Source organism: Algibacter sp. Ld11, assembly GCF_045066735.1.
Taxonomy (GTDB): Bacteria; Bacteroidota; Bacteroidia; order Flavobacteriales; family Flavobacteriaceae; genus Algibacter.
The window spans coordinates 36,094-56,404 of the sequence record NZ_JBISHH010000024.1 but is presented as its reverse complement, the minus strand read 5'-3'; the positions used below and the strand labels follow the sequence as shown (position 1 = coordinate 56,404).

Below are 20,311 nucleotides of genomic sequence, written 5' to 3'. Positions count from 1 at the left end.
GAGGTTAATTTTAATGGAGTTATAGTTCTATTTATTTTTTATAAATGAAACAGAGAAATCTATAGCTTCTTGAAGTTCTTTCGGTATAGTATTAACTTCCCAAGGGTGTCTGGCATTAAAAACGTGATCTGCATTTGTTATAATCTTGAGTTCACTTTTAGGGTTCCAAACATGAAGTTTATCTGCTTCATCAATAAGCACGCTTGTATCATTATCACCATGAATTATTAAGTGCGGTATTTTTAAGTTTGAAACCGCACGTTTAATATTTAATCTATCTGCGTTGGCAATAAAATTCTCGTAAAACTGATAGAAATGTGGCATTTGTTGTTTTGTTCGTCCGTTTAAAACATATTTCACGCCAGTATTTTTCCAATTTTCTAAACCACCAACAGTTGCTGTTCTTTTTTCATAATCACATACACCAGCTAAACTGATTACTGTGGTAACTCTTGCGTCTTCCTCGGCTTTAATTGAAACAATACCACCACCACGGCTATGTCCAATTAAAGATAAGCTGTTTATATCTACAATGGATTTTAATGATTTCTCGCATGAAACCCAATCCATAACTGAAGCCAAGTCGTCTAGTTCTTTCGTGTAATTGTTATTCCCGAAGGCTTCTAAATCTGGAAAGTCAATAGGTTGTTCTATAGTACCACCATTATGAGAGAAATTAAATTTTATAAAGAAAAATCCAGCTTTCGCGAAAGCGTCTGCCATTAAATTCCAGGCACCCCAATCTTTAAACCCTTTGTAGCCATGGCAAAAAATAATTATTGGGAGGTTTGTGTTTTCTGCTAAAAAACGAGTGTCGATTAAAATAGGTTTTTGGTGTTTTCCTTTTATAATGTAGTTTTCGGTTGAGATCATATATTAAACTTCCTTTTCAGTGAATGGTATATTGGGATTACAGATTTCTAAGATTAAGGTTTTCAATTCTATGTAAAAATCATCAAGCGTTTCTTGAGTAATTAACGCATCTTTTTTAGCGCCATTACCGGATTTATCCTTTTTAGAAAATTTTAAAAATCCGGCTTTTAAGTTTTTGAATGAAATAATACCAGCTTCTACAGGAAGTGTAATTTCGTTGGATAATAACATCATATAAGCATAAGTCAAAACCTGAAAACTTTTACTGTATTTGGTGTAATCTGTTGTGATATCTTCCCAGTTTACAATTTCAACTTTACCCGAGTCAACTCGACCAGTTTTATAATCTACAATTCTGGTAACACCGTTATACTCGTCTACACGATCGACTTTACCTGTCAATTTTACGGGAAAATCTAGTTCTGGAATTTCTATTAAAACGTTGTTGTTAGATTCTATGGTAATTATTTTTATGTTATTCCCGGCCTTTAAATCTTCAATTTCTAAATCCAAAAAATTTGAAACATAACGTTTTGCTATTTCATAAATAATAAGATTTTTTCCTTTGGTAATGTCACCTTCTTTGAATTCATTTTTAAAATGAAAGGTAACTTTTTCGTTAATTTGGCTTTTAAGTTTTTTAACAATGTCAACCGATAGGTATGAGTTTACTAATGGTTTGTAAAAATCTTCGAGTGTGTTGTGCACAACAGTTCCTAGAGTGTTAGCGGCAACAGTTTCTTCTACTTCGTCGTGCTCTTTTATTTTTAGAATTTTATGGTAGTAAAAGTCTATGGGGTTTCTAATGTAGTTGGTAAGGGAGGAAGGTGAAAATCCTTTAGCAGCTATTTCCTTTAATCTTGTTTGTGAGTCTTCGGTTTTTTCCACTACCTTTAATTCGGGTATAATTACAGGTACATGTGGCGCTATAATTTCATGGTGTATGCTGTGGATGTTTTCAAGTTCTAGTTGCGTTATAAAACGACTTTTCTCTCCGCCAGTTAGTACATCAGCTTCAGTGTTATAAAGTATATATACGTTTTTTGCACGCTGTAAAAGTCTATAAAAGTGATACGTGTATACGGCGTCTTTCTCTTTATACGTGGGTAGTTTGTTTTCTATTTTTACATCAAAAGGAATAAACGAATTATTACTTTTTCCTGACGGTAATATACCTTCGTTAACGGATGAAATAATTACGGTTTCAAAATCTAAAACTCGCGATTCTAGCATACCCATAATTTGAAGGCCTTGTAGAGGTTCTCCTTGAAAATCTAACGTTTCCGAACTTAATAACTCTTTATAAACACCAAACAGTGTCGAGATATCTTTAATATGGTTGTATTGAGTATTTAATAAAGCTAGCGCATTGAACAGCTCGTTAAACCGGAATAAATATTCTAAAGAAAGTAAATTGGCGTCCTTATTTTTGTCTAAAAACGTTTTTATTTTTGAAATGATGTGACCACAATTTTTTAGCGCCAAATCTATAGAGGTATTCCAGTTTGAAAATAATAAATCTAGTATATCTTCAGAGTGTTTACCTATTTCTTTTAAACGATTTAAAGTAAGATATACTAAGTTATTGCTATCTATAGTTTCTGTTATTTTGGCTGCATAATCGATGTCGTCAATATAAAATAAGGGACGAACAAATTGATGAGATAAAACCTTAACAATATCTTTAAAATAAAAGGCGTTACCCGAAGTTTTATGAATATGGAACAAGTTTTCGAAAAGCGATGCTAATGGAATGGATTTTAACGGAAATCCCATAGTAATATTTAGAGCTTCTACCGACTGTGGTATAGAATTTAGTACTGGAATTAATAGGTTCTCGTCACCTAAAATAACAGCTGTGCTTTGTAGTGATTTTGTTTCGGCTTCTATATTTTTTAGGAGTGTACCAATGTATTTGGCTTGCCCTATATTTTTTGGAACACCGTATATATTGATATTTTTTTCTTTGGAATAGTTGTCAGTGACCCACTCAAAGGGATGGTTTTCGAAATGTTTCCAGTTTTTTTTGTGAAGCCTTGTAAAGAGTGCAGCGTCATGCTTTGGGTTGTTTATAAAAATGCTATCAATATCCCAATAAACCTTCGCTAAGCCACTTTTTAAAAATTGTTGAATAATGTTCTCCTCAGCTGTATTCAAAGCGTTGAAACCTAAGAAAACGTGTTGTTTATCGGTAAGGTTATTTATATATGTGTCGCAATTTTCTTCGGCCTTTCTATAAATTAAGCCTTGGTAGCCAATGTTTTTATTTAAAAGTTCTTTTGTGAAGTGTTTGTAATAAGTGTAAAGCTTATTCCAAAATTGTAAATATTTTTTAACAAACTCGGTTTGGTTTGCTTCAACAGACCAATGTGTTAATTCTTGAATGTCGCTTAAGTAGTTAAAAATATTTTCCTGAGGAATTAGATAGCGATCAATTTCATTAAAATCTTGAAGTAATATTTGGGCCCATTTAGAAAAGGATTCAAAAGTATCTTGATTTTCTTTTTTTGTAAGTGCTAAATAACTGTTGTAAAATTCAAAAAGTAATTCTGTGTTCGATGTGGTTTTAAGTCCGGATAGATCTTCAACAAATTCTTCGATACTAATAATGTCTGGAACAAATATCGTGTCTTCAATAACATGGACTAGTTGATGTTTTAAAAAGAGACCGGCTCTTTTACTAGGTAAAACAAAAGTGACTTTAGAAAGATTGTAGTTGTTCTTTTTTAAATCGTTTAAAACATCAAAAATGAAGGTTGTTATCATTTTATAAAAATAAAAAACGCTTCGGATATCCGAAGCGTTTTTTGTAAACTTATTTTATTTAAAGTTAACTCAATCTAATTACTTAGCTAAGTTAATTTCAACACGTCTGTTGTTTGCTCTACCAGCTCTAGTTTTGTTAGAGTCGATTGGTTTAGCTTCACCATAACCAAGTGCAGATAATCTAAATGCATTGATACCGTTTTCAATTAAGTATTCTTTTACAGAATTAGCTCTAGAATCAGATAATCTTTGGTTAAGTTTTTCGCTACCAACACTATCAGTGTGCCCTTCAACTGTAAATTTAGAAGTTGGGTATTCTTTTAAGATATTGATGATATCACCTAATACAGCAGCAGATTGTGCTTTGATAGAAGATTTACCAGTATCAAATAAGATAGTTTTAGCATACTCATTTAATTGTTTTTGAACAGCTGCAGTAACTTCTGGGCAACCAGCGTTTGCAACAGTACCTTTTACTTCTGGACATTTGTCATCTTTGTCTAAAACACCGTCACCATCAGTATCAGCGTAAGGACATCCTTTGTTAGCTGCAGGACCTGCAACATCTGGACATTTATCATCAGCATCAGTTACACCGTCACCGTCAGCATCAGGACAACCAGCTAAAGATTTTAAACCTGCAACAGTTGGGCAGTTATCATCTTTATCAGCTACACCATCACCGTCAGAATCAGGACAACCGTTAAATTCAGCAGTACCAGCTTCGTTTGGACAAGTATCTTTGCTATCTTCGATTCCGTCACCATCAGTATCAGGACAACCGTTGAAAGCTTCTAAACCAGCAACATCTGGACAAGCATCATCTTTGTCAAATATACCATCACCGTCAGTATCAGTTCCACCAAATTTGATAGAAATACCAGCAGTATGTTGGAAGTGAGTATCTAAGTAATCTTCAAACGCATGTTTGTAAGAAGTTTGTAATGTTAAACCAATGTTATCGTTAAACCAAACGTTTAAACCTAAAGTACCATTTAAAGTACCAGCACCAACTTCATCAATCCAAGTGTAACCACCACCAAGTCCTACGAAAGGATCAATTGTAGTTCCATCTAAAAAGTTGTATTTAATTGTACCATCAACACCGTAGTATGATAAATCATCAACGTTATTTTCTACATCTGGGTTTGAGCTAATATCTCCCCATTTTTCGATTTTATTTAAAGACCCTGTTACTCCAAAAGAGAAACCATCGCTTAAATATTTCGATACAGAAATAGTTGATAAAGAAGGTAAAATGTTCCAGTGGTCAGAAGCGTTACCGAATTCGTCTCCAAAAGAGTCACTCGCGAAACCGCCTCCAGCAAAAAGACTACCATCTCCAGAAGGATAAGCATCTACTGCGTTTACACCAATGGTTATTTGCCATGGATTGTTTTTGTCTTGCGCATTAACGTTGCTATAACCAAGTACAAGCAACATAGCGAACAATAATCTGCTAAGATTTTTCATATTCAAAATTTTAAATTTTAAGTGTTAATTGTGAACAAAAGTAAGTTGTTATATCTTATTAACAAAGACAAATATATAAAAAATACATACAGTAGTGTAATTCGTCGGTACTACGGCCGTATTTTGCTTTAAATTTAACAAATTTGTATAGCGGGCAATTGCTGTATTAACATTGTCTCACCTTGTTTTTTGGTTAAATATTATGTTTTATTTATAAATGTGAACTTTTTTTTAAAGTATTCTAAAAAAAGCCAAAAAAAGCAATAAAATTTACTTTTTTTCAGCAAAACGAGATAGTTTGGGGTTATTTAAAATTCCGAAAATCAATTAAATATGTCGTTTTTTAAGTTTTTATAAGTATTAATTAACAAGAAGACGTAGAGAAACGTTTTGTTATTGGAAATTATTAGGTTTTAATAATTTAACATTATTTGACAACAAATAAAATTAACATTTACCAATTAAATAGTTAAAGATTTTACTTCAATTCCTTCATTTATATATATCAGAAATTTCTCTTTAACTAAAAAATGCATGCTTGTTAAAACATCTTGATAAACTTGTAATTGCTGCGCATGTTTTTTGTCTTCAACTCCTGTTTTATAATCCAGAATAGTTGCGTGGTTATTTGGGCTTATTATTATGCGGTCTGGCCTTAAAATAACACCTTCTTTAGTTATAATATCACGCTCATTATATATACTGTTTTCCTTTGCGAAAAATGTTTTTAGTTTTGGGTGGTTTACTATTTGAAAAACGAGTTGTTTTAATTCCTTAGCTTGTGTGGGGTTTATAGTTGAGGCTGAAACAAAATCTTGAATTACTACTTCCACATCGTCTAGCGTTTCAATATGCGACATAATATCATGAATTAAATTTCCTTTTTCAATGGCTTCTTCTTGCGTGGTATCCCATAAAAAACCAGACTTTGTTACAACTTTTATATTATGATGCTCTTTAGAGGTTGAAATAAACTCGTGCTGAATATTGGTTTCTTTCGATAAACTTGTTTCTTGAGATGTTTTTTGAATATTACCGAAGCTATAGGTTAACTCCGTATCGCTCCAAAGGTTTTTATATTGTAAATAGTTAATTAACAGTCCAGAGTATTTTTTAGATTTTGCTTCTTCCTTTAAGTCACTATCATTTTTAGATATAATATAAAGTTGTTCCACTGGGCGTGTAAGCGCAACATATAGTAGGTTTATATTATCTAATTCTTGTTCTGCCTTATGGTTTTCAAATATATGCTGACCTTGTTCCCCAAAAAACTCAAAATCTTTATTGAAATTTAAAAGAGTATGGGAAAATCCATTGTATTTTTCTTTATCGACCTCTAACCATTCTTTAGGTTCTATTTCTTTATAGATGTCTAAATCGGCATAAGGAAAAATCACCACAGGAAACTCCAAACCTTTAGATTTGTGGATGGTCATTATTTGCACTGCATCTTGCCCTTTCGGGGAAATAATACTTAGGTTTTCTTTTTTCTTGTCGAAATATTCTAAAAAAGCAGGAATATCAGATCCCTTTTTCTGAGAAAAATCTAGAACAATATCTAAATAAAATTGAACATAGGCGTTAGAGGTTTTAACTAAATTAAAGTTTCTAACTATGGTTTCGGCTAAATCGTAAAGTGGTAATTGTAATAAGGTATCCCCACTTATAAAAATATTGAATTCTTCAAAGCTTTTAAATAATTCTGAAACGCTTAATTTAATGTGTTGCGAGAAAAAATCATGTTTATCTTTAACTTTAAAAAGTTTTGCTAAAAAGGTTAAAACTTCAATTTTAATTTCATCATTTTTAGGTTGTGTTAAATAGCCCATAACGGCATTAACGAAAACAACTTCGGGTGCATTGTTGATTAATAATGTTTCCGATGAAATGATAGGGATATTTTGCTGGCTTAAATAATTGGCAACAGCAACCCCTTCTTTTTTCTTCCTAACTAGAATGCAAATATCTTCTAATTTATAACCGTTTTCTAGGCAGTTTTTAATGTTTTCGAGTACCTTTTCTGGGAACATAACATCTTTGTCGTCTTCTTTTTCAAAATCCAAAAAGGAAAGTTCTACATAACCAGTTTGGTCTTTTTTTATGTTTTGATTTGCATTTTCGTATAAGTCTTTATAATCTTCTTTTTTAAAAATTTCAGTAGAAATAAATTTAAAAAAGCTATTATTGAAACCAACAATTTCTTTAAAGCTTCGGTAATTATCTGGTAAATTATCAACGAATTGCTCTATTGGGAACGGGTGACTCTTTTTATTGAATAAATCTATAAACTGTTCTGCTTTTCCACCACGCCAACGATAAATAGCTTGTTTAGCATCACCGACGAGCATAGTGGTTCCGTTTTCTGAAGCCACAGAGTTTTCCAGTAGCGGAATTAAATTACTCCATTGGCTTTCCGATGTGTCCTGAAACTCATCAATAAAATAATGATTAAATTTTTCTCCAATACGTTCGTAGATAAACGGTGTAGGTTGGTTTTTTATTTCTTTGCTTATAATGCTGTTAAATTCAGAAATAAGCATTTTATTTTGGTCCTCTTTCAGTAAGGTAAGTTCGGAATTTATGGCATTTAAAACCGATAGAGGTGTAATGTTTTTATAAAACGCATTGAGGAATTTATGATTAAATATGGCTTGTTTGGTTTCATTAAAAACAAAAAATATTTCGGGTTGTAAACCATCAATAGTTCCAGCTGTTTCTGCAGTAACACGTTTGGGATATAAGGTACCGTTTTCTATGTTTTCTTGCCATTTACTTCCAAAGGCAACATTAAAGTTTTTGTTAGCTAGTTTTTCAAAATGTTTTGGGAGATAGGCTCCGGAAAAATCTTTAAACTCTAAGCCTACCGAGTCAATCTGTGTTAAAAGCTGTTGTGCTTCTTTAGCAATTAATTCTTCTTCTTTTAGAATGTCTTTTTTTAGCTTGCTTTTTAAAATTTTAAAATCGTCTAAAGTTTTGTCTTTTATTTTTTCAAAAAACGGAATATCGTTCTCGTTAACAAGCAATTTTGCAATTTTATTAAAATCGAAGGCTACATCGTAACTTTTATCGTCGTCTGCTTTTTCTATTGCAAAATCTACTAATACTTTAGTAAGTACGGTATCGGTTCCTGCTTTAGAAATTAAGCTATCCACGGCTTCACGTAAAAGGGATTCTTGATCCAATTCTACTTCAAAATTTAAGGGTAGTTTTAAATCGTGAGCAAAAGTTCTAATAAGTTTGTGTGTAAATCCGTCTATGGTAGAAATATCGAAGGCCGCGTAGTTGTGTATAATGCTTTCGAGTAATGTAATAGCTTTGTTATGCAGTTGTTCTGGGTGTAAATTTAATTCGTCGCAAATGGATAAAAACATTGGGTTTTCTAACGTCAAGATGTCTTTGTCCGAAAATTGTTTTAAGGTGTCTATAATTCTACCTTTCATTTCTGCAACTGCCTTATTTGTAAAGGTAATTGCTAAAATATTCTTAAATAAATAAGGTTTGTTCGAGCTAAATAGAATCTTTAAATAAGCTTTTACTAGGGTAAAGGTTTTTCCGCTGCCCGCTGAGGCATTGTAAATAGTAAAAGGTTGGTTGTTTTGCATGAATTTAAATTTGCATACAAGATAAAAACTATCGATGAGTTGATAACAATTTATTATTTTTAATTGACCTGATTTATATGTAAATTTGAATTAAATTAAATATTAATTAAATAAAAATTATGGCTTTTGAATTACCAGAATTAGGGTACGCTTACGACGCTTTAGAACCACATATGGATGCACGTACTATGGAAATACACCATACAAAGCACCACCAAGGATATACAAACAATTTGAATAACGCTATTGCTGGAACTGATTTAGAAGGAAAATCTATCGAGGATATTCTTGCAAACTTAGATATGGATAATGGCGCTGTTAGAAATAATGGAGGTGGGTTTTTTAACCACTCTTTATTTTGGAGCGTAATGAACCCAGAAGGAAAAGGATATTTATCAGGAGAATTAAAAGATGCTATTGAAGCAGCTTATGGGTCTGTAGACGATTTTAAAGATGCTTTTGCTAAAGCAGCAGCAACTCGTTTTGGATCTGGATGGGCATGGTTATGTGTACATAAAGGAGGTAAAGTAGAAATTTGTTCTACACCAAACCAAGACAACCCATTAATGCCAGGAGTAACTTGCGGAGGAACACCAATTTTAGGATTAGATGTTTGGGAACACGCATATTACTTAAACTACCAAAACCGTCGTCCAGATTACATTAAAGCATTTTTTAGTGTAATTAACTGGAATGAAGTTGAAAAACGTTATGCTGAAGCAAAGTAAGTAGATAATATTAAATATTTTAAAAGCCGCTTCTGTTTAACAGAAGCGGCTTTTTTATTATAATAGTTTTTGTGAATTTAGAGTCTAGGTTAAATGGTTTGGAATATAGGTTAACAACCTGGGTATGGTATCGAAGAGTTGAAGAAAACTGAGAAAAGCTTAACTAAGAAAATATTTCGGGAAACATGAGATTTTATAAAATGAAAAAGGTGAACAGATGTTCACCTTTTTGCCCCAAATCTACCATGAACTTAACCTACTTATGTTATGGTGAGACAAATATATGTTTGTAAGTCAGTTTGTTAAAATTTTTTAGTTAAACGACTGATATCTTGGTTTAAGCGGAGTATTAATTATTTGTTGAGTTTAATTGACGTTTAATAAAGAAAAACGAAAGTATTGCGCATAAAAAAAGGCGAACAGAAGTTCACCTTTTTTTGCCCCAAATCTACCATGAACTTAACCTACTTATGTTATGGTGATACTAAGTTATGTGTATTTACTTTAAACTTGCTATATATTAGATGAAATGCGTTTTTTTAAGATGAAATGTGTTTTTCTTAATTAAAGCGTTGAAAAATAACAATTTCAAAATTAATATGCACGTTCATTATTACCTTCATAAAAATTGATAAAAGCACGGTTAACCACTCTGTTTCCTCCGTTGGTTGGGTAGTTGCCTGTAAAATACCAATCTCCTAAATGGTCCGGACAAGCTTTGTGTAAACTCTCTACCGATTGGAAAATAACTTTAACTTCCGCTTTAATACTTTCATCACTTAATAATTCTGAAATTTTATCAGAAATTTGCTCATCTGTAAATGGATCGTAAACTTCCTTAACAAAGTTTTGTACGTGCTTATCTTTTAATTCAGTTTGCTCGATACATTTTTTGTAAACATCATCAATAATATGATACATGTTGTTGTCTTTCAATAATGCTAATGCTGCTTGAAATGCAACTAAACTTTCTAAGTTGGCCATATCGATTCCGTAGCAATCTGGATAACGAATTTGTGGTGCAGAGGATACCACTATTATCTTTTTAGGATTTAAGCGATCAAGCATTTTTAAAATACTTTTCTTTAATGTTGTGCCTCTTACAATACTATCGTCAATAATCACTAAGTTATCGGTAGGTTTAATAACGCCATAAGTAACATCGTAAACGTGTGCTACTAAATCGTCACGGCTACTATCTTCTGTAATAAACGTTCTTAGTTTTACATCTTTAATTGCTATTTTTTCAACACGAGCACGTTCCGATAAGATTTCTGTTACTTTTTCTGCTGAAATTGAACGTTGGCCATTTAAAATCGCGTCTGTTTTTTTCTGGTTAATATAGTCTTCCGCAGTTTCAATCATACCAAAAAATGATGTTTCGGCAGTATTTGGAATAAAAGAGAATACCGTGTTTTTTGTATCGTTATTGATGGCTTTTAAAACCTTTGGCATAAGTAATCGACCAAGCATTTTACGCTCTTGGTAAATTTCAGCATCACTTCCTCGTGAGAAGTATATGCGTTCAAAAGAACAAGATTTACGTTCTAAGGGTTCTAATATTTGTTTTAATCTAACTTCTCCAGATTTTTTAGTAATAATAGCTTGCCCTGGTTCTAATTCCTTAACATCTTCAAATTTTACATTAAAAACCGTTTGAATTACCGGACGTTCTGAAGCTACAACAACAATTTCATCATCTTTGTAATAGTATGCAGGTCTAATTCCTGCAGGGTCACGTAAAACAAAGGCGTCACCATGACCAATTAATCCAGCCATAGCATAGCCACCATCCCAGCTTTTTGCAGCACGTTTTAAAATTTTTCCAACTTTTAAACGCTCAGCAATTAACGGAGAGGCTTGTTGCTTATTATAACCTTCTTTTTTTAAATCGCGGTATATTTTGCTAACAGCATCATCAAGAAAATGACCAATTTTTTCCATTATAGTAATGGTATCGGTGTATTCTTTTGGATGTTGCCCTAAATCTATTAAGCTACTAAATAATTCTTTAACATTTGTCATATTAAAGTTTCCTGCCATAATAAGGTTACGGTGCATCCAGTTGTTTTGTCTTAGAAAAGGGTGTACGCTCTCAACACTGTTTTTTCCAAAAGTACCATAACGTACATGTCCAAGTAAAACCTCACCAATATATGGAATGTTCTTTTTTTGCGCAGCTACATCATCCATATATTCTGGATGCTCTTTGAACTCCTTATTAACGCGGTCGTTAATTTGTGCAAAAATATCCTGAATAGGTTGCTGTGCTATAGAGCGTACTCTACTAATATAACGTTCCCCTGGTTTTGTATCTAATTTTATACTTGCAAGACCAGCACCGTCCTGACCACGATTGTGCTGCTTCTCCATCATTAAATACATTTTGTTTACGCCATAAAATGCGCTACCGTATTTTTCTTTATAAAATTCTAACGGTTTTAATAGTCTAATAACTGCTATTCCACATTCGTGTTTTAGGGCATCACTCATAGTCTAAATTATTTTATGCTTTGCGGTGTTTCTTTTTTTGTTTTCCTTGATTTTTAAAGGAATTATATTTTTATGATAGTCTTGAGGTTAATTTTCAAGAAAACATATTCAATTAAAAACGCGCCCAAATTGTGGGCGCGTTAGTTTATGTTAATTCTATTTCAAATTGCGTTAAATGTTTAAACTGCATCAGTCGTTGTTGCACTTCACTGTGCGACAAGTTTTCCATGCGCTCTGTGCCAAACTTCTCGACACAAAAGGATGCTAGAGCAGAACCGTAAACAACTGCATTTTTCATGTTCTCGAAAGATACATCGCCAGTTTTTGCTAAGTATCCAGCAAAGCCACCTGCAAAGGTGTCTCCTGCGCCAGTTGGGTCGAATACTTCGGCTAGAGGTAAAGCTGGTGCGTAAAACATTTGTTCATTATGGAACAGTAGTGCGCCGTGCTCTCCTTTTTTAATAACAACATATTTTGGTCCCATTTCATGAATTTTTTTAGCAGCAACTACTAACGAATATTCGCCGGTTAATTGTCTTGCTTCTTCATCGTTTATGGTAATCACATCAATGCGCTTTATAACGTTTTTTAAATCTTCTAAAGCGATATCCATCCAGAAATTCATAGTATCTAAAACTACTAATTTTGGTTTAACCGTCATTTGATCTAAAACACTAGATTGGACGAGTGGATGTAAGTTTCCTAACATAACCACTTCGGCATCTTTATAATCTTCTGGTACAACTGGGTTAAAATCTTCTAAAGTATTTAGCTCTGTTATTAACGTGTCGCGAGAATTCATATCGTTATGATATTTTCCACTCCAAAAAAACGTTTTACCTTCTTTAACAATTTCAATACCTGAAATGTCGATATTTTTGCTAGAAAGTAAGTCTAAATATTTTTGTTCAAAATCGCCACCAACAATAGAAACAATGGCAGAATCTACATCGAAATTAGATGCAGAAAGACCTATATAAGTACCTGCTCCACCTAAAATTTTATCGGTTTTACCGAATGGCGTTTCAATAGCATCATAAGCTACTGTGCCAACTATTACTAATTTACCCATGAAAGTTCTTGATAATTTTCTGCAAATATAGGTTATTTATATCCTTTATCCTTATTATTTTTCATGTTCAATTTTGAATAAAAATTATCTAGATTGATGTTTTGTAAGAAGAGGAATTCCGTTTATTTACGTCCAAAATCGGCAGGTATTTCACCCCAAGCTTTGGTTTCCCATTTTACAATTACGGTTTTGTAACTGTTGTTTTTAAGCCAGTCTATGGCGCGATCTACTAAATCAAAAACGGGTTTGTTTTTTTCGTTGCGCTCTAATTTGGTGTTGCATATTTTTTTACGAACCCAACTCATAGCTGTTCGTGAGTCTGTATATAATATAAGGTCGCTGTTGTTTTTTTTAAGAATAGCTAAGCCGTGAACCAAAGCTAAAAATTCTCCTAAGTTATTGGTGCCTTCTGGAAAAGGGCCTTGTATAAAGAGCTGTCTTTTTGTTTTAGTATCTACGCCGCGGTACTCCATAATACCAGGGTTTCCACTAGAAGCGGCATCAACCGAAATAGAATTATAATTGGGTTGCCCTATTTTTTTTAATTGTTCGGGTGTTAATTCACTTTTAAAACCTTTGCTTTTTCCAATATAATCGAAGTAATTACCTTCTAAAGCTGCTTCTGCCGCTTCTAAGCTTGTGAAAGATTTGTATTGTGCGCCATCAAAATTGGTTATTTGAGCTTTGCAGTCGTTCCATTTTTTAAAAACGCCGGTCTTTTTACCTTTCCAAACCGTGTAAAATTTCTTTTTTTTCGACATACTTTGGCATTTCCCACGAAAGTGGTAGTTTTTTAAAATTGAGTTTTATTATTATTTTGATAGTATGTCGTTAACAACCTTTGGGAAGTGCTCCATTTCTAATTGGTGTATTTTAGCAGCAACATCATCGGCGGTATCTGTTTCAGTCACATTACATTTTGCTTGAAAAATAATGGCGCCTTCATCGTAATGCTCATTTACATAATGTATAGTAATACCAGTTTCCTTTTCTTTATTTTCTACTATAGCATGATGTACATGCATACCATACATGCCTTTTCCTCCATAATTTGGTAATAGGGCAGGGTGAACATTAATGACTTTATTAGGGAAAGCTTCTAAAATATTGTCCGGAAACTTCCATAAATATCCAGCTAATACTATTAAATCTGGTTTAGCGGACTTTAATAGGTTTAAAACGTCTTCTGTCTCAGATATGGCTGTTTTGTTGAATGAAAGCGCACTCACCTTAAGCTTTTTTGCGCGATCCAAAACTTTGGCATGAGGATTGTTAGTTAGTACCTGAATAACAGAAGCATTTTCTCTGTTGTGAAAAAACTTAATTAGATTTTCAGCATTAGTACCACTCCCGGACGCAAAAATTACAATTCGTTTCATTTACAGACATTGTGTTTAATAATTATTCAAACAAAAAAAAGAATAAATATTAACAATTAGAAGGTAAAAGAGAAATACTTAAAACTATTTTTAGTAAATTACACACACATTTTTAAAGTAAAGGTGTGTTTTAAAAATAAAGTTTTTTATTTTTGCCAACTAATAAAATTAAAAATTTAAAATTATGTCAGACATTGCATCAAGAGTAAAAGCTATTATCGTTGATAAATTAGGAGTAGACGAAAATGAAGTTGTAACTGAAGCTAGCTTCACAAACGATTTAGGAGCGGACTCTTTAGACACTGTAGAATTAATAATGGAATTCGAAAAAGAATTTGATATCCAAATTCCAGATGATCAAGCTGAGAACATTGCAACAGTAGGTCAAGCTATCTCTTATATAGAAGCAGCTAAATAAGTAAAAAACAATCAAAATACTTTATGGAATTAAAGCGAGTTGTAGTCACAGGATTGGGAGCTTTAACACCAATAGGCAATACCAAAGATGAATTTTGGGAAGGCTTAATTAGTGGAAAAAGCGGGGCTGCGCCTATAACATATTATGATACCGAGAAGTTTAAAACTAAATTCGCTTGCGAATTAAAAAACTTTAACGTTACCGACTTTATAGACAGAAAAGAGTCTCGACGAATGGATAAGTTTGCACAATACGCTATGGTAGCGGCAGACGAAGCTATTGAAGATGCTAAACTAAATCTAGATCAAGTCGATAAGTTGCGTGTTGGTGTTATATGGGGAGCAGGTATTGGTGGATTAGAAACCTTTCAGAATGAAGTTTTAAACTTTGCTGCTGGAGATGGAACACCGAGATTTAACCCATTCTTTATTCCTAAAATGATTGCTGATATTGCACCTGGTAATATCTCTATAAAACATGGTTTTATGGGGCCTAATTACACAACGGTTTCTGCATGCGCATCTTCTGCAAATGCTATATTCGATGCTCTAAACTCTATACGTTTAGGTCATACCGATGTAGTTGTAACAGGAGGAAGTGAAGCAGCAGTAACTATAGCAGGTATGGGTGGTTTTAATGCCATGCATGCACTATCTACTAGAAATGAAAGCCCAGAAACAGCATCGCGTCCATTTGATGGAACAAGAGATGGTTTTGTTTTAGGTGAAGGTGCAGGAGCACTAGTTCTTGAAGAATATGAGCATGCAAAAGCAAGAGGAGCTAAAATATATGCAGAATGTATTGGAGGAGGTTTATCTTCTGATGCCTACCATATGACGGCGCCTCACCCAGAAGGTATTGGTGTTATTGCAGTAATGAAGAATTGTTTAAAAAATGCAGGCCTAAAGCCGGAAGATGTTGACCATATTAATACACATGGTACATCTACACCTTTAGGAGATGTTGCAGAACTTAAAGCAATTTCAGAAGTATTTGGAAGTCACGCTAAAAACATAAATATTAATTCAACAAAATCTATGACTGGTCACCTTTTAGGTGCAGCAGGTGCTATTGAAGCAATTTCGGTTATTTTGGCAATGGAAAACGGTATAATACCGCCAACCATTAACCATACAACAGTAGACGAAAACATAGACCCAGAATTAAATTTAACCTTAAACAAGGCACAAAAGCGAGACATAAAAGTAGGAATGAGTAATACATTTGGATTTGGCGGTCATAACGCCTGTGTAGTATTCAAAAAATTAGATTAAATCCCGAATGAAATACATTCGTAACATATTAAATTCCCGTTTTAAACGTAGCGGGAATTTTTTTATGGAAATAAATGAAATTCTTGGTTTTAAACCTAAGGATATTAAATATTTTAGAAAGGCTTTTACTCATCGTTCTATGAACATAAAAGATAGCGAAGGAAATGCTATTAATTATGAGCGCTTAGAGTTTTTGGGAGACGCCATGTTAAGTGCCGTAATCGCATCTCATTTATATCTAGAAGTTCCTAGTGGAGATGAAGGGTATTTAACGAAAATGCGCTCTAAGGTAGTGAGTAGAGAGCATTTAAATGAATTGGGTAAAGATTTAGGGTTAATTAACTTGGTTGAAAGTAAAATTCCTAAAGGTCAGTTTGGAGATAATATTCACGGAAATTTATTTGAAGCCTTGGTAGGGGCTATTTTTTTAGATAGAGGTTATAAATATTGTGAAAAGTTTATCTATAATCGGGTTATTCTACCCTACGTTGATATTACAACGCTAGAAGGAAAAGTAATAAGTTATAAAAGTTTACTTATTGAATGGTGCCAAAAAGAAAAGAAAACTTTTGGGTATAATGTTTATGAGGATACTGGTAATGATGATGTTAGGCATTTTTCAGTTAAACTGAGTATCGACGATAAAGTTGTTGCGAAAGCAAGAGCAACTTCAAAGAAGAAAGCAGAAGAGAAAGCCTCCAAACGCGCTTTTTTTGTGTTTCAGAATAAAATTTCAAAAACAGTTTAGCGAAACTTTAGCTTAACTACAAAAAACAATTAACTATAACGTTTGAGTGTGGATTCTGACTAAGATTCGTTAAAACATGTAATTAGTAATTGTTATAAATACTATATTTACAAATATTAATAGGAAGGTATGGCTGTTCATAAACTGATACTTGATGATGTTTTTGACGATGTGACGTACACATTAGTAGCAATGCATTGCACGCTTGAGGACTACAGATTGGCTTTTCTTCTTAATAAACATTTAAAGATCAGGCTTGCCAGAAGACCTAAGGATTTAGATTTTAATAAGGGAAAATCTAACTATTCTATATTTGAATGGAAAGATGAAAAGCAACTAACCACTTGGAGCTTAGTTTCTAACACTTGTAAAACCGATAGTTTTCAGGAAATTAGTTATGATTCTTTATTTGATAATCAAGAAAAAATAACAAAAACAACTCATTTAATACCAGAATATAAGCGTGTTAACTACTTTTTAAAAATAGAAAACGAGTTCAGTTCGAGTAAGGAAAAATATATTTTAGATTCTATATTAAGAATTTCTCAAATTGCAACAGCTTATAGTATTGATACAATTCAATTAAAATCAAAAGACAATTTAATTTTTAGCTAATGGCAACAAGAAAAAAAACCAAAATAGTAGCAACTCTAGGACCCGCTACAAGCACAAAAGAAGTATTAAAAGGCATGCTTGAGGAAGGTGTTAATGTATTTAGAATTAACTTTTCTCATGCCGATTATAAAGATGTGGCCGAGCGTATCACCATGATTCGTGAGTTGAACGAAGAGTTTGGTTTTACTGCCGCTATTTTAGCAGATTTACAGGGTCCGAAACTTCGTGTAGGAGTTATGGAAGAAGATGTTGTTGTAAATCCGGGTGATGAAATTATTTTTGCTACAGGCGAACGTTTTGTTGGAAATAAGGAACGTGTTTACATGACTTATGATAGATTTCCACAAGATGCAAAACCAGGAGAGCGTATTCTTTTAGATGATGGGAAATTACTTTTTACAGTAGTTTCTACAAATGGAAAAAACGAGGTTTTAGCTAAAGTTGTTCAAGGCGGACCATTAAAATCTAAAAAAGGTGTAAACTTACCTAATACAAATATATCTCAGCCTGCACTTACAGAAAAAGATATCGAAGATGCTATTTTTGCCATTGGGCAAGATGTAGATTGGATGGCATTATCTTTCGTGCGTCATGCTGAAGATTTAATGCAATTACGTGATTTAATTGCGGAACACGGAACTCATAAAATTCCAATTATTGCTAAAATAGAAAAGCCAGAGGCTGTAGAGAATATCGATAAAATTGTTACACATTGTGATGGTATTATGGTAGCTCGTGGTGATCTAGGTGTTGAAGTTCCTGCTGAAGAAGTTCCGTTAATCCAAAAACAATTGGTTTTACGTGCTAAAAAAGCTAGAATTCCGGTAATTATTGCGACGCAAATGATGGAAACTATGATTGATAGTTTAACACCAACAAGAGCTGAAGTAAATGATGTTGCCAATTCTGTTATGGATGGTGCTGATGCTGTAATGCTTTCCGGTGAAACTTCAGTTGGTAAATATCCTGTAGAAGTAATTAGACAAATGAGTAACATTTTAAAGAATGTTGAAGATTCTGATTTAATTCAAGTACCGCAATTACCTCCACATATTAGAACGAACAGATATATTACTAAATCGATTTGTTATCATGCTGCTCTTATGGCAAACGAAATTGATGCAAGTGCTATTTCTACGTTAACAAATAGTGGTTATACGGCGTTTCAAATTTCGGCTTGGAGACCTTCATGTCATATTTTAGTGTTTACTTCAAATAAACGAATCTTAACGCGTTTAAGTTTACTATGGGGTGTTCGTGCTTTCTATTACGATAAGTTTGTTAGCACCGATGAAACTATCGAAGATGTTAATGCTATAGCTTGTAAGCAAGGTTATTTAGAAGTAGGAGATATGTTAGTTAGTTTAGCTGCTATGCCAATACAAGATAAAGGAATGGTTAATACTTTAAGAATTTCAGAAATTACAACGTGTAGTCTTTAGAAAATTAAATTTTATAAATTAAAAAAGGGCCAATAGATTTAAATCTATTGGCCCTTTTTTATTTGCAATAAGTTTGTTTGTCTATTAGAACGCACCTATAAAATGACTTCCTTCTACATTAACTAATTCGGCCCCTTTTGTTACAACACCGGTTTCTGTCTCTATAACATAAATGTTACCATTTTGTCCTACAGGGGCTTGAGTTACATATATATCCGTTCCATCTACCACAAAACCTTGGTATTGGAATAAGTAGAAATCTTCATGATATGGGATATCTTCAATTTTTTGAGCTGTTTTAGCATTTAAATCTACAAGAGCAAAAAAGCCTTGTGCACCAGCAACACCTTCCGCAGAACCATCATGACGGTAAGCTAATACAGCTTTTCCGTTAGAAGCAGGTCTCCAAGCAAGAATGTAAGCACCTTCGATACCTAAAGCTTCATCTAAATTAAAATCATAAGAATCGTCATAAGTGTTATCTGCATTAATTTTTAAAATATGAGAACCTTCTGGATCACTTTGGTTAGCTTGATAAACACTTCCGTTATAAAGAAAAGCATTTATACTACGGTATCCATTTGTATTTCCGTGCCCTACAGAAGATGAAATTACTGTTGGATTTAATAATGATGGGTAATCTAACACGATGGTTTTCGACCCTAATATTTCATAATCGCTATCACTTTCTGTTGTAGCAGGATTAACCTTGCTTAAGCGCGCTCCAATGTATAATTTATTTCCGGCCGCATTTAGAGTTGGCATATCAATTCTAGAAATGTAGTAACCTAAAGCTTCTTCTTCAGCAGATAAAGCGATAACATGCTCTTGAAAATTGTTTATTAAAGAGTTCTCTAAATCTAAGGTTACAACGCCAATAGTAGCGTTAGTTCTGGTATAGTTACCATCGGCATCTGCTTCATGTTCTGTAGAAACATAAACGGCTGCACCGGTTTGATCGCCATCGAATAATTTAATCCATCTAGGAGCAGTTCCAACATAAGGTGCAATACTAATCTCTGTACCTGTTTGTGTAAAGGTTTGTCCTCCCTCAACTAAATATTTAGTATAGTTTCCGCCAGTATCACCAGCGTAACTAATATTAAAAATTGTATTTCCATCTTCAGATGCTTGTAAGCGTGCCGTTCTGTTTGAAGGCGCAATAAATCCGTTTTCAAAAGCTTCAATAGAAACGCTTGGGTCTTTGGCATCTTCACTACTAACAGAATATATTAAAGTACCGCCATTACCATCTCCAGGCTCTTCACCCATTCTAGCGGCCGCAACAGTTATCCATCTGCTTCCATCCTCATTGGTTTCTTCTATAACTTCTTTTGGAGCATCATCATCACTACAACTAAAGGCTAGTAATAAAACACTAAATAATAATGCTAAGGTTTTAAGGTTTAAAATTTGTTTTTTCATGTT

The 20,311-nt window shown here is 33.3% G+C and carries 15 protein-coding genes; 6 read left to right on the top strand and 9 right to left on the bottom strand.

The features are described 5' to 3' along the window. Nucleotides 1-27 precede the first annotated feature (27 nt). From ACJJV4_RS10745 to ACJJV4_RS10730, 4 genes are all read right to left on the bottom strand, one after another. A complete protein-coding gene (locus ACJJV4_RS10745; protein WP_405294259.1) occupies nt 28-873 on the bottom strand; it encodes an alpha/beta hydrolase family protein in 846 nt (281 codons plus the stop codon). Nucleotides 874-876: 3 nt separating this feature from the next. Continuing rightward, nucleotides 877-3,639: a PD-(D/E)XK nuclease family protein gene (locus tag ACJJV4_RS10740; RefSeq protein WP_405294257.1), complete on the bottom strand. Its 2,763-nt coding sequence runs from the start codon at nt 3,637-3,639 to the stop codon at nt 877-879. Nucleotides 3,640-3,717: 78 nt separating this feature from the next. Beyond that, nucleotides 3,718-5,112, bottom strand: coding sequence for an OmpA family protein (locus ACJJV4_RS10735; RefSeq protein WP_405294255.1), 1,395 nt, complete (start codon nt 5,110-5,112; stop codon nt 3,718-3,720). Nucleotides 5,113-5,573: 461 nt separating this feature from the next. Next, nucleotides 5,574-8,714 (bottom strand): UvrD-helicase domain-containing protein, encoded by a 3,141-nt coding sequence (locus ACJJV4_RS10730; protein ID WP_405294253.1) that lies wholly within the window; start codon nt 8,712-8,714, stop codon nt 5,574-5,576. A 119-nt stretch (nt 8,715-8,833) separates the two neighbouring features. On the opposite strand from ACJJV4_RS10730, the gene ACJJV4_RS10725 reads away from it, so the two are divergent. Continuing rightward, complete coding sequence (locus ACJJV4_RS10725; protein ID WP_159018881.1) at nt 8,834-9,442, top strand: superoxide dismutase; 609 nt, start codon at nt 8,834-8,836, stop codon at nt 9,440-9,442. Between the two features lie 594 nt (nt 9,443-10,036). On the opposite strand, the gene ACJJV4_RS10720 is transcribed toward ACJJV4_RS10725, so the two are convergent. The 4 genes from ACJJV4_RS10720 to ACJJV4_RS10705 form a co-directional block, all read right to left on the bottom strand. Next, on the bottom strand, nt 10,037-11,935 hold the full coding sequence (locus tag ACJJV4_RS10720; protein ID WP_405294250.1) for an amidophosphoribosyltransferase: 1,899 nt from the start codon (nt 11,933-11,935) through the stop codon (nt 10,037-10,039). Nucleotides 11,936-12,080: 145 nt separating this feature from the next. Beyond that, entirely contained in the window at nt 12,081-13,007 is a 927-nt protein-coding gene (locus ACJJV4_RS10715; RefSeq protein ID WP_405294248.1) for a PfkB family carbohydrate kinase, read from the bottom strand. Between the two features lie 122 nt (nt 13,008-13,129). Continuing rightward, nucleotides 13,130-13,768 carry a viroplasmin family protein gene (locus tag ACJJV4_RS10710; RefSeq protein ID WP_405294246.1) on the bottom strand — a complete coding sequence of 213 codons (639 nt, stop codon included), beginning with the start codon at nt 13,766-13,768 and terminating at the stop codon, nt 13,130-13,132. Between the two features lie 51 nt (nt 13,769-13,819). Then, entirely contained in the window at nt 13,820-14,386 is a 567-nt protein-coding gene (locus ACJJV4_RS10705) for a phosphoribosylglycinamide formyltransferase (protein ID WP_405294244.1), read from the bottom strand. Nucleotides 14,387-14,570: 184 nt separating this feature from the next. Here ACJJV4_RS10705 and ACJJV4_RS10700 point away from each other — a divergent pair, with 184 nt between their 5' ends. The 5 genes from ACJJV4_RS10700 to pyk all read left to right on the top strand — a co-directional run bounded on the left by ACJJV4_RS10700 (nt 14,571) and on the right by pyk (nt 18,883). After that, on the top strand, nt 14,571-14,804 hold the full coding sequence (locus ACJJV4_RS10700) for an acyl carrier protein (protein WP_007647141.1): 234 nt from the start codon (nt 14,571-14,573) through the stop codon (nt 14,802-14,804). 23 nt (nt 14,805-14,827) lie between these two features. Further along, the gene (gene fabF / locus ACJJV4_RS10695) at nt 14,828-16,078 is read left to right on the top strand and encodes a beta-ketoacyl-ACP synthase II (RefSeq protein ID WP_405294241.1); all 1,251 of its coding nucleotides are present in this window, start codon (nt 14,828-14,830) and stop codon (nt 16,076-16,078) included. Between the two features lie 7 nt (nt 16,079-16,085). Continuing rightward, nucleotides 16,086-16,826: a ribonuclease III gene (rnc, locus tag ACJJV4_RS10690; RefSeq protein ID WP_405294239.1), complete on the top strand. Its 741-nt coding sequence runs from the start codon at nt 16,086-16,088 to the stop codon at nt 16,824-16,826. Between the two features lie 129 nt (nt 16,827-16,955). After that, nucleotides 16,956-17,441, top strand: coding sequence for an IPExxxVDY family protein (locus ACJJV4_RS10685; RefSeq protein WP_405294237.1), 486 nt, complete (start codon nt 16,956-16,958; stop codon nt 17,439-17,441). Further along, nucleotides 17,441-18,883: a pyruvate kinase gene (pyk, locus tag ACJJV4_RS10680; protein ID WP_405294235.1), complete on the top strand. Its 1,443-nt coding sequence runs from the start codon at nt 17,441-17,443 to the stop codon at nt 18,881-18,883. The genes ACJJV4_RS10685 and pyk overlap by 1 nt, the downstream gene beginning before the upstream one ends. Before the next feature lie 84 nt (nt 18,884-18,967). Here pyk and ACJJV4_RS10675 read toward each other — a convergent pair whose 3' ends face one another. Continuing rightward, nucleotides 18,968-20,308 carry a hypothetical protein gene (locus ACJJV4_RS10675; RefSeq protein WP_405294233.1) on the bottom strand — a complete coding sequence of 447 codons (1,341 nt, stop codon included), beginning with the start codon at nt 20,306-20,308 and terminating at the stop codon, nt 18,968-18,970. Nucleotides 20,309-20,311: the final 3 nt, after the last annotated feature.